The organism is Nostoc sp. NMS2, assembly GCF_017115105.1.
Taxonomy (GTDB): domain Bacteria; phylum Cyanobacteriota; class Cyanobacteriia; order Cyanobacteriales; family Nostocaceae; genus Nostoc.
Window position 1 is genome coordinate 1 of sequence record NZ_JABXKH010000156.1, and the last position, 11457, is coordinate 11457.

The 11457-nt window shown below is 40.4% G+C and carries 10 protein-coding genes and 1 pseudogene; 4 read left to right on the plus strand and 7 right to left on the minus strand.

The features are described from left to right. The first annotated feature begins 147 nt into the window (after positions 1-147). The 4 genes from HWQ36_RS27900 to HWQ36_RS27915 all read left to right on the plus strand — a co-directional run bounded on the left by HWQ36_RS27900 (position 148) and on the right by HWQ36_RS27915 (position 3756). Positions 148-996 carry a CmcJ/NvfI family oxidoreductase gene (locus HWQ36_RS27900; protein ID WP_292708876.1) on the plus strand — a complete coding sequence of 283 codons (849 nt, stop codon included), beginning with the start codon at positions 148-150 and terminating at the stop codon, positions 994-996. 362 nt (positions 997-1358) lie between these two features. Next, positions 1359-2261, plus strand: a complete 903-nt coding sequence (locus HWQ36_RS27905) for a PDZ domain-containing protein (RefSeq protein WP_292708878.1) — start codon at positions 1359-1361, stop codon at positions 2259-2261. A 29-nt stretch (positions 2262-2290) separates the two neighbouring features. Then, positions 2291-3127: a trypsin-like peptidase domain-containing protein gene (locus tag HWQ36_RS27910; protein WP_292708880.1), complete on the plus strand. Its 837-nt coding sequence runs from the start codon at positions 2291-2293 to the stop codon at positions 3125-3127. After that, positions 3124-3756, plus strand: a complete 633-nt coding sequence (locus tag HWQ36_RS27915) for a response regulator transcription factor (RefSeq protein WP_292708882.1) — start codon at positions 3124-3126, stop codon at positions 3754-3756. The genes HWQ36_RS27910 and HWQ36_RS27915 overlap by 4 nt, the downstream gene beginning before the upstream one ends. Positions 3757-3854: 98 nt before the next feature. Here the strand turns inward: HWQ36_RS27915 and HWQ36_RS27920 are convergent. The 7 genes and pseudogenes from HWQ36_RS27920 to HWQ36_RS27950 all read right to left on the minus strand — a co-directional run. Beyond that, a pseudogene (locus tag HWQ36_RS27920) lies at positions 3855-4019 on the minus strand (Tn3 family transposase); the annotation flags it as partial. Between the two features lie 277 nt (positions 4020-4296). Further along, a complete protein-coding gene (locus tag HWQ36_RS27925) occupies positions 4297-4977 on the minus strand; it encodes a DevA family ABC transporter ATP-binding protein (protein WP_366829833.1) in 681 nt (226 codons plus the stop codon). A 47-nt stretch (positions 4978-5024) separates the two neighbouring features. Next, positions 5025-6197: an ABC transporter permease DevC gene (gene devC / locus HWQ36_RS27930; protein WP_292708886.1), complete on the minus strand. Its 1173-nt coding sequence runs from the start codon at positions 6195-6197 to the stop codon at positions 5025-5027. 14 nt (positions 6198-6211) lie between these two features. Beyond that, positions 6212-7453, minus strand: a complete 1242-nt coding sequence (locus HWQ36_RS27935; RefSeq protein WP_292708888.1) for an ABC exporter membrane fusion protein — start codon at positions 7451-7453, stop codon at positions 6212-6214. 194 nt (positions 7454-7647) lie between these two features. Beyond that, complete coding sequence (gene sbnB, locus HWQ36_RS27940) at positions 7648-8673, minus strand: 2,3-diaminopropionate biosynthesis protein SbnB (RefSeq protein ID WP_292708890.1); 1026 nt, start codon at positions 8671-8673, stop codon at positions 7648-7650. 63 nt (positions 8674-8736) lie between these two features. Next, positions 8737-9753, minus strand: a complete 1017-nt coding sequence (gene sbnA, locus HWQ36_RS27945; protein ID WP_292708892.1) for a 2,3-diaminopropionate biosynthesis protein SbnA — start codon at positions 9751-9753, stop codon at positions 8737-8739. A 389-nt stretch (positions 9754-10142) separates the two neighbouring features. Continuing rightward, positions 10143-11456 carry an MFS transporter gene (locus tag HWQ36_RS27950; protein ID WP_292708894.1) on the minus strand — a complete coding sequence of 438 codons (1314 nt, stop codon included), beginning with the start codon at positions 11454-11456 and terminating at the stop codon, positions 10143-10145. Position 11457 lies beyond the last annotated feature (1 nt).

Sequence of the window (11457 nt, forward strand, 5' to 3'; positions counted from 1 at the left end):
AATTACGAATTACGAATTACGAATTACGAATTACGAATTACGAATTACGAATTACGCCTTGCGGTACTAGTCCGCTCACTCAAACGGGACACACAGCTTATAATTACTCAAATTTAAGTATTTAACTATACTGAAAAAGGATGTTTTATGAGCCTAGACAGTAGTTTTTTACTTGACCTGCCGCATGTTGAGGCAAAACTAACTTACTTTACGCCAATGGCAGAAAAACCTGTCATCTATGCCTACGAACCACCACCAGGGATTCCACCATCCAACCGGAAGTTCGAGACACACTTGATGCCAATCTATAATATCCGGGCGGTTTCACAAGACATATCCCTAGATCGAGAAGGCTTTAGACAAGTTGTAGCTCATAGCAGTGTCCGCAATTTTTATGACGAAGATGAGATTCTTCGTGTCTATTATCCTGAAGCCGAGCAACTCTTGAAAGAGGTAACAGGTGCCCAAAAGGTGGTGATATTCGATCACACTCTCCGTAACGCTCAACGCTCTTTATCCGGTGAAAGCGGGATCAGTGAGCCGATCAAGCGTGTACATAACGACGTGACAGCCAAATCTGGCTATACTCGCGCACGCAAGGAATTGACCTTGAGGGGGATAGATAACATTGATGAATTGCTACAGCAAAGATTTGCTTTCATTAACATTTGGCGAGCGTTCGCCCCAGTTTATGAGTCACCTTTAGCCGTGTGCGACGCTCAAAGTATCGCACCAACAGACCTAGTAGCTAGTGACCTCGTGTACCGCGATTACGTTGGTGAAAGCTACTTAATAACCTATAATCCAACACATCAATGGTTCTATTTCCCCCAAATGCAACCCTCGGAGGCACTATTGTTTAAGTGCTTTGACTCGGCAGAGGACGGACGGGCGAGGTTTCCTGCTCATACTGCGTTTGATGACCCAACAAGCCCACCAGATGCCCCAGCTAGAGAAAGTCTTGAATTGCGGACGCTGGTTTTCTATCCTAAATAAGGATGATGACTGCTGGTATCCCAAACGGAGGAGGGAAAATCGGGAGTGCGTTTATCAATTCGTTGCCCCTGATGATCAGCGTGATTCGATTTTCGGGCAGTGGTTTAATCGGGATGAAGCATTTTCTTGTGATTCGGTGTCAGTCACGAACAATATAGAGTTACAAACACCAGGTATTGACACGGAATCTCTTGACATTCCCCAAACATTATTGCATTTTATTTAATCCACGTTCCTAAGTGGATTTACGCCGTGCTGTACTAGCCATTTTTCTAGGATGAAATCTCCCCATTTTTCCGATGCCATCTGTGTTGATCAAACGGCACGATATGAACATCTAAGAACGTTGGCGGAAAAATCTTATGTCTTCATTACTGGCTTTATCCAACAGTTTAGCTGACACCGTAGAACAAGCCGGGAGTGCTGTGGTTGCGGTAAATGGGGGTACACGTCTCTCCCCAAGTGGCATTCACTGGCGTAATGGCATCATTGTTACCTCTGATGAGTCTCTCCAGCGCTATGACGATATCATAATTACCTTGTCAAATGGTAGCACTGCACCGATAACACTCATCGGTCATGATTCTAGCACTGATTTAGCTGTTTTTAAGCTAGAAAATGTAGAAATACCTGTGGCAAAAGTTGGCGATGCCAAAACGCTCAAAGTCGGTCATCTGGTGCTAGGACTGGCAAGAGGTAGCGAAGGTGACTTAAGGGCGGCGATGGGTGCGGTCAGTGTGGTTAGCGGTGCTTGGCGGAGTATGAATGGCGGGAATATTGACCAATTCATCCGTCCAGATATCACCCTTTACTCTGGTTTTGCAGGTGGGCCGCTCGTGGATGCCGCTGGTTTTGTGGTAGGTATGAATACATCGGGGCGACGTGGTACTGCTCTGACTATCCCCACTGCTACAGTTGATCGCGTCATTGACCAATTAGTAGCAAAAGGACGCATTGACAAGGGCTACTTGGGTGTGGGAATGCAACCTGTACGCTTACCAAAGAATCTAACAACTGCTCTCAATTTAAGTTCTGCAACTGGTGTAATCGTCGTTAATGTTGAGGCTTCAGGCCCCGCTGAAAATGCAGGTGTACTGCTTGGCGATGTTTTGGTAACGTTCGATGGCGTAACTGTGGGCGATACAGGTGATGTGCTGGCGCTGCTTAATAATAGCGATCGCATTGGTAAAGCTGTCAACGTACAAGTTGTGCGGGGTGGAGTGTTAGTTGAGTTAGCTGTGGCAGTTGGCGAACGACCTTTGTAATTCGTAAGAAAGGAATTCGGAACTTTGAGATGATGGCAAACATAACATTAACTAACGTTGCTGCGGAATTGACAGAGGTAGCTGCTAGGTTACGCGATTGCACTGTCAAAGTGAAAAGCGGCTCTCTGGGAGTCGGTTCTGGTGTAATTTGGCAATCTGACGGACTAATTATCACTAATGCCCACGTCGCAACCAGCAACCGCGCAACTGTGGAATTGGCAGACGGCAGGGTATTTGATGCGGTGCGTACACAATTTGATCCACAGCAGGATTTAGCAGCGTTAAAAATTGTCGTCACTGATTTAACCGCTGCAACCATCGGTAATTCTGAGGCGCTACGAGTGGGTGAATTAGTCTTGGCGGTGGGTAATCCCTTTGCTGACAGTGGTGCTGTGACAACTGGGATTATCTATGCAAATAATCAGCAAGCAGTTATGGCCGATTTACAGTTATATCCGGGAAATTCTGGGGGGCCACTTGCCGACTGTCAAGGTCTTGTCGTCGGAATTAACACCATGATTGTCAATGGTTTAGCTGTGGCAGTTAAGAGCAACACCGTTGAGCGTTTTTTACAGGCAAATCGGCGGGAGCAACTGGGAGTCACACTGCAACCTGTGCTTTTAGATCGGCGTAGCTTGGGTTTATTGGTGTTGTCAATTTTACCTGGCAGTGCGGCAGAAACTGCTGGAGTGCAAATCGGCGATGTTTTAGTTGGAGTTTCGGGGCGATTATTCACTAGTATGAATGACTTAACTAAATATCTCCATGAAAGTAAAGCAATGCCGATACAACTCCTACGCGGTGGGCAGCAATTCCTGATTTATGTTGCAGTGCAAGCTGGGAAAACTGCTGTGGAGGCGACATGATCCAGGTGATGGTAGTTGCTACTTCCCCTGTAGTGCGGGCAGGGTTATCAGCTGTGGTGACTACCAATCCTCGGTTGACGGTTGTAGGGAGTGCATCCGATTTGGATGTATTGACAAGGGAAGTTGGGCAATTACAACCAGATGTGGTGCTGGTAGATTTAAGCGGTAATCTTCAACAATCAGTGTGGGAAAAATTGCTGGTCATTCAAGAAGATCAATACCCATTGGCAATGATTGTCATTGTTGAGGATCTCGACAGCATCGACTTAGAGACGGCGTTACGTTCTGGTATCCGGGGGATATTGCCCAGTACTAGCACAGAGTCAGAAATTGTCGCTGCTGTGGAAGCGATCGCTTCTGGTTTGCTGGTGCTGCACCCGAATGCTGTAGAATTACTGTCTATTCGAGAAAAAGTAGTCACAAATCCTGTAAAAAGCCTGACACCACGGGAGATAGAAGTTTTAGTCATGCTGGGGTCAGGGTTGGGAAATAAAGCGATCGCTAAACGTTTACATATTTCTGAGCATACCGTCAAATTTCATCTCTCGTCCATTTTTCAAAAGCTCAGTGTCTCCAGCCGCACCGAGGCTGTTGCTTTGGGTATAAGACTGGGTTTGATTATGCTTTGATCCAATAGCACTAAGTTAAGAAACAGCCCTGACCCTGACTGGTATCGCATTTTCAATTTTGCTCAATTACAACGTCATCATTTAGTATTGGATCTAAATGCCTCCCCCACATCAGCCAGGCGGGGGCTGAACTGGTAGCCCAGTAGCCAGAAAAGACCGAATATCATATCACTGTAACCGCTTGTATCAGTCATGATCTCCTTGGGACAAAGAGAGGTCTGTTGCTCCAAAAGCCCAACTAATACAACCAGGGGAGCAACGCGATTTTGTGAGGTGATTACTTAACCGGAATCCTACCTTGTTTTTGACCTTTATAAATCATCTCAAAAGCTAAGGGTAGCGATCGCAGAAGTTTTCGGCCTACTGACTTTGCTGCCCTAGAGAATCAAGACTTAGGCGTGGTTAAATATCTCCGAAAGCCAGTCACCAAGCTGAATTTATCCCCCTCTCCCCATACACGATTATCATTCTTCTTAAGACTATTTTGAGTATTTTAGCTGATTAACAAAAAGCGCTTTATTCTAAACTCTCACGGATGCGCTAATACAAACACCCATCTTCCATATGAATAATGCGATCAGCAATATCAAGGATGCGGTTATCATGAGTGACTAGCAAGATTGCACAACCTTGGTTTTTTGCAAGTTGTTGCATCAATTCAACAACATCACGTCCACTATTTTTATCTAAAGAAGCAGTTGGTTCATCAGCAAGAACTACTCTCGGTTGACTAACCAAAGCCCTAGCGATCGCAACTCTTTGCTTTTGTCCTTCAGAAAGTTGTTCAGGATAGTAATTTATCCTGTGCATTAAGTGAACTACATCTAGTATTAACTCTGCTCTTTTATCTAGTTCGCGCTTAGAAAGATTATGATGCAAATTCAGGGACATCTGCACATTTTGAGAAGCTGTTAAAAATGGTACTAAATTATGTCTTTGAAAAATATAACCAATTTGGCGACGTAATCGCAGAAGTTGTTTATCGCTAGCTCTATAAAGTTCACAGTCTAATACTTTAGCACTTCCTTCTTGAATTGACCTTAAACCAGCAACTAAAGTCAATAAAGTTGTTTTTCCCGAACCAGAAGGCCCAGTCAAAATTACAATTTCACCCGGTTGCATTGTTAAATTAATATCAAATAAAACTTGCTTACGTAATAAATGTTTACCAAAATAGTGATTAAGATTTTGAATTTTAATAACTGGTTGCATCTTTGTTATTTGTTATTTGTCATTTATCATGATTTATTCTTCTAACTCCCTACTAATTAGCGAAAGAGATCGGCAGGATCAGCTGAACGTAGTTTATTCATAGCTAGTAAGCCAGCGATTGAACACATTGTAGTTGTGAGTAGAAAGACAATTATGGCTCGACTCAAAGTCATAAACATGGGTAGACGAGTTGCATCTTGAACAAATTTATATAGATAAAGACATAGAGCAAATCCAGGAATGTACCCCATCAATGACATTAAAACAGCTTGTTGAATGACAGTACTTACTAAATATAAATTAGAATATCCAATAGCTTTGAATGTTGCATATATATATAGGTTGTCAGCAATTTGTGCATATAAAATTTGATAAACAATCACTCCACCAAAAACTAAACCTATAAGTGTACCTAAATTAAAAATAAATCCAATTGGAGTGGAATTCTTCCAATGTTCTTTTTCCAGTTCCATGAATTTATTTAATGTAATTAACTTGACAGGAACAGCATCATTTTTGTCAGGGAATCTTTTGGAGAATTCTTCAATTACCTTTTCTGGTTGAATACCTGGAGCAAGTTTGACAACTCCAACAGCAACTTTTTCTAGCGGCACATTAAGTAATTGAGAGTAATTTAAATCACTAGTAATGATCAGCCCATTTTGAGACATGACTCCTCCTCCTAATGAAAATAAACCAACAACATTGATTTTGTGATTTGATAATTCAGTAGTAATCAAACCTTTATTTTGAAAATCTGAAGCAATAGGGCCATATTCACCTCGTGATAATTTATCGAATAAAACCGTATCTGGTTTTTGTAAAGTATCTAATAACTGATTCACATCTGGTAAATTTAAAACTGGTTGATCGGGTCTAAACGCGCAAACTCCTATAGTCTCTGTCACTGAAGTTTCAGGATTTTTAAATTTACCATCGGCAAAATATAATGGGCTAGCTGATGCTACACCATTAATTCCTGAAATCATATATAAATAATTTCGAGGAAATTCTTTGATACCGAAAAAGTAGTTAGTGTCAGCATGAAGTAAAACTAAATCTGCTTGAATGGTTTTATGTATAGTTATTGCGTCTTCATATAGACCATCACGAAAAGCTAATTGTATGAACATAAGAAATACTGCAAAAGTTACGCCCATTAGAGTGACTAATAAACGAGACTTTTGGTATGTTAGTTGTAGCCAAGCTATAGGTATTTTGGGAATCATTATTAAATAAAAATTTATGGATTGATATTAATTCTTACTTCAACTTGTAAGTTAATTAGTTTGGCTGCTTCCTCGGTATCCAATGAATTAAGACGAATTTTAACTTCGACTACCCTAGCATCTATGTCTAGAGTTTTATCCCCGTTAAATACTTCTTTTTTCCCAACTTGTAAACCGATTTTCTCAACTTTGCCATTTAGCTTTTTAGACAATGAACTACTAGATATGGTAGCTTTATCTCCTATTTTTAGTTTACCAACTTCAGTTTCATAAACTTCAGCCATTACATACATATCTTTGGTTTGAGCTAAATCAACTATTCCCTTATCACTAATGCTTTCTCCAGCAAAAGTGTGAATTTTTAAAATTGTGCCATCTACAGGAGCATGGACATAAGCTAAATCTAAATCTGCCTCTGCTTCAACTATGGCTGCTTTTGTTTGTTCATATTGAATTTGAGCAACTTGTACATCTTCTGGACGAACTTCTTTGAGCTTTTCTAGGTTGGCTTTACTCTCTAAAATCTGCTTGGGAGAAGTTGATAAAATTCTATTGAGATTAGCTTTTTCTTCATTGATTTGTTCTTGAAGAGTAGCAACATTTAAACGTTTACTATCAATTTCGGAAGCTGCGATCGCACCTGCTTTATATAGCTGCTCAAAACGTGAATATTCTGTTTGAGCGTTCTTCAATTCTGCATCTAAACGGGCAATTTTTGCTTTTTGAGTAGCTATTTCTCCCTGAGATTGGGCTTCTATATTAGCAATTTGTGCCTTCTGAGCAGAAATTTCTCCTTGTTTGGCATCACCACTTTTTATTTTATCAAGCTCTGCTTGAGCAACTTTGGCTTTTAACTTAGCTTGTTGTAGAGCAGCTTGTAGTTTAGCTAAACTGTCTAAAATAGCAATTACCTGTCCACGCTTAACCTGATCTCCTTCTTTGATAAAAATCTTAGATACCCGCGCATATTGAAAAGACGAAGAACCGGAGAGGTTAATAATTTTATCCTTAGGTTGTATGCGTCCTAAAGCAGTAACACTTTCATTAACAACAGGTTTAGAGGTAGGAATTACTGTAGTAGCTTTCTGACTTTGCTTAGGAGATTGAGAACTTAGAAAAATATAGAGTGGGAAAGCGATCGCAACTCCAATTACAGCCAAAAATAAGGGCACTGTCAAATTAAAGTTTATATGTTTTTTGAGCTTCATGTTCTGACTCTCATAAAAAGATTGCAGCTTTTCTAAATTCTTGGGCATGGCCATATATTTCAATTACTCCTAATAACCGATACTAATTCGTAGTTCCTAATTAAGACATACTGCAAAATGTAGAATTAACGAACTTTGGGGGTTTAAGTCCCCTGTCTCTACAGACAGCGAGTTTTGGGTCGGGGTCTAAATCCCCGTCACAAAACTTAATTACGAATTACGAATTACGAATTACGAATTATTTAATTGCGTTGTAGCCAGGAAATAGGGAAAAATGATTGAATAATTGTTCCTTGATTTTCTTTAGTAGCTAAATCGTAGGCTAGCTTTCCTAAAGCTAAGTCAAGGATGCCTAATCCAAAAGGACTGAATACAGTAATTTTGTTATCTTGTCGTGGTTGAGCGACACCATTAAGAATACTGCCTATACTACATCTAATAAAATCTCGGTTATCTGTGAGTTGTTCAGCAAGATGAATAGATGTTTGAGCACGGCATACATGGTCTATATCATCAACAATATTGTCGGCTGATAAAATGAATTCTGGTGATAGATCTCGTAGAGATATATGCAAGATTATTTTATTAGCATTACTATCTAAAGTATCGAATATATATGGTTTACTTGCTGTTGTGCCAAAAGATATTAAAGATGCAGCTTGTAAAACACTGCTGGGATCTTCCAGAATAAGAATATTTAAATGCTCACATAGCTGCTGACATTTAAGTTTGAATTGCTTTGCTCTAGCTAAACTTAAATCATGAATAAATAAGGTTTCTATTTCAGGGCGACTAGCTAAGAGAAAACGCAAGGTTTCAAAATTAATTAAACCACAGCCAATCATACCTACTTTAGTTAATGATTGCTCACCCTGCAAATGATCGGCCGCGATCGCAGCACTAGCAGCAGTACGTTTTGCACTAATCACAGAGCTTTCCATCATAGCTTGGGGACGGCCATTCTGTGTTGAATTTAAGATTAACACAGCTGAGGCTCGCTCCATATCCATAGCTAAATTGTCTGGAAAAGAAGCAATCCATTTGATGCCTGCTGCCTCAAACTCACCATCTAAATAAGCTGGTAAAGCAATAATTCTATTTTTAGTATTTTGTGGAAAACGCAAAAAGCTAGAATGAGGCAAGAAACTATTACCTTGTTCATAAGTTTGATAAGCAGATTTAATGATTTGCATTATTTCCAAATCACGGTTTTGAAATAACGAGACAATTTCATCGCCTTTCAAAATAAGTATTTGATCATCGTTCATACGAAAAACCTCTGTTGTGTAGTAAATAGAAAATACCTAAAAAATGAAGATTTTGCAGATAATTTAATCTTGCCAAGCAGAAGAAACATTACCAAAATGGTTTTCAACCCAATTATCTGAATAAATTGTGTCAAGGTAGCGTTCACCGCGATCGCATAAAATAGCAACACAGTTTGCACCATTAGGTATCTCTCGTGCTTTCTTGGCAATTGCAGAGATAATTCCTCCTGATGAACCTCCGGATAGTATTGCCTCTCGTTTGAGTAAACTACGACAACCCACAATACAATCTAAATCAGATACATACAAATGTTCATCCTCTAATCCAGGTTCAAATAACTCTGGAATTCTTGCTGCACCAGGCCCAGGGATGAGTCGTTTACCTCGTTTACCTCCGAAAATCACACTTCCTTCAACATCAACAGCAATAATTTTTGTCTTGAGCTTTTTACCCTTAACATATTCAGAGCAACCACGAAGTGTGCCACAAGTACTAGTAGCACAAAACAAGTAATCAAGCTGTCCATGTAGTGCTGTAACAATTTCATGTACAGTCTGATAATGAGCATAAGAATTATTTAAATTGGCATACTGATTGCACCAAAAGCTATTGGGAATAGAAGCAATCAATGACCTCACTTGATTAATTCGAGCTGGCAAATAATCTCCTGTGATTGGATCTGGCTTTGCCACTAGAACAATCTCTGCTCCATACGCCTTGAGAATATTGATATTTTGTTGTGTTGTTCTCAAGTCAACTACACAGATAAAACGTAAGCCGAGAAAAGTACATGCTTGCGCCAAGCCGATGCCTAAATTTCCGGAACTAGATTCGATTATTGTAGTTTCAGAATCAATCTTTCCTAATTCAAAGGCTCTTTTGAGCATATTAAAAGCTGGACGGTCTTTGATGCTACCTCCAGGATTAAACATTTCTAGCTTGCCAAAAAGTTGAAAGCGATCGCATTGCATAACCCGGTTTAACTTAATCAAGGGTGTATTACCAATTGTCCCTAAAATCCCCTGATTAATTGAAAACAAATCCAGATGTGATATATCCTTTTCTGTAGCTAATATCATTTTTTACTCCTAAAAATTTAATGTAAGTTAGCAATATCAGACCGATTACACAAATATTGAATAACCTGAAGACATAGATTTATGACTTACACACAGATTGTGGAAAAACGAACCGTAGAGGACATGGAGGATAAGAGCTTAAGATGCTTCTTAAGCTTGTAATAGTTAGCTTTTGAGTCTATTTTGCACCTTTACAACTTTGTGTGAGCTTTTAATTAATATTGTCAGCAATACCAAAGTTATTTATGCAAAAAATCTATGATTAATTCAATTCACAATAGTTGACTGATCGCCGATGACTGTTAAGAGATTTTTATAGTTTGTTGTGAATTGCGTTCATGACATCTCTTGCATAAATCTTTTTTTTAGTCAACAGTCAACATTGTTATTCATATAACATCCGGTAGTTCATCTTCTACTAGCCGTAAACGAGGGTACTGGTAAGCTGCTATAGCCACTAGTACAGTTAGTGCTCCCATGAGGATTAACATTAGACCAATGCCGCGACCTGGGCCAACACCGATAATTTGTCCAATACTTCCGGCTAAGGGGCCGTTAGCAACCATTAAAGGCTCAAATACTTTGTCAGCTAGTGGCCCGGCGATGACATAAGCCAACGGAAACGATGCATCAGCAACCATTTGCCGTATTGCAAAAACTCTTCCTTGCACATCAATGGCAACTTTTTTTTGAAAGATAACTTGAGCACAAGCGTTTATAATCGGCCAGCCGAAAAAGAATAGAAAAGCAGCGAGAGTAATCAGTGGGACGGAAGCGCGTAACCCAGCAACTACAATACAAAGCCCACCAAGTAACTGAAACCCAATCACGCTGTGAATTAATCGTTTTGGCCCGCCACGAGTACTAATAATCAAACTGCCTGCTAGCAAACCAATACCAGCAAAGGATGTCATCGTACCCAGGACAGCAGGTGAGGCAAAGGACAGCACCAATGGTCTAATTAGCACTTCAACGGCTCCCACAAGCAGATTACTGATGGTAAAGAACATTAACAGCCCTAAAAGCCCTGGTCTGACAGTGATATAATCCCAGCCAGAGGTAACCTCTTGCAGTAAGGAACTTTTTTGAACTGTCTGAGGGTGACTTATACTAGTGATTTTCGGTTCAGGGAACTTCACCAGTAATAAAGGGATGATGCCAAAGAGGAAGCTGAGGAAATCAATTAGAATAATTCCCTGTAGCTGAATGGTGACTAAAAGTAAGCCCCCCAGTATTGGTGATAGGAGTTGAGCGACTCCCCGTCCTAACTGGATCATGCCACTGGCGCGGTCAAGGTATTGTTTAGGAACCAATAAAGTAGTAGCAGCACTATAAGCTGGCAACTGAAAAGCGCTGAATCCAGAACTGACGGCGGAAGCGATGCAGATGTGCCAGACTTCCAGCTTACCAGCGAAAAGTAGTAAAGCGATCGCCAATGTACTCAGACCAGCACCAAAATCACTGAAAATCATTACCCAACGACGCGGCCAACGGTCTACCAAGACACCAGCCACCGGGGCGATTAAGCTTGATGGTAAGCTAGCAGACAGGAGAATTAAAGCCAGCAGGGTTACAGACTGTGTATTCTGATATACCCAAATTCCTAAGGCAAAACTTGTCAGAGACGAGCCGATTAGAGAACCCATCTGACCCAACCAGATGAAGATAAAGATTCGCATTCCAGTTTTAGAGTGTCGGCTCATG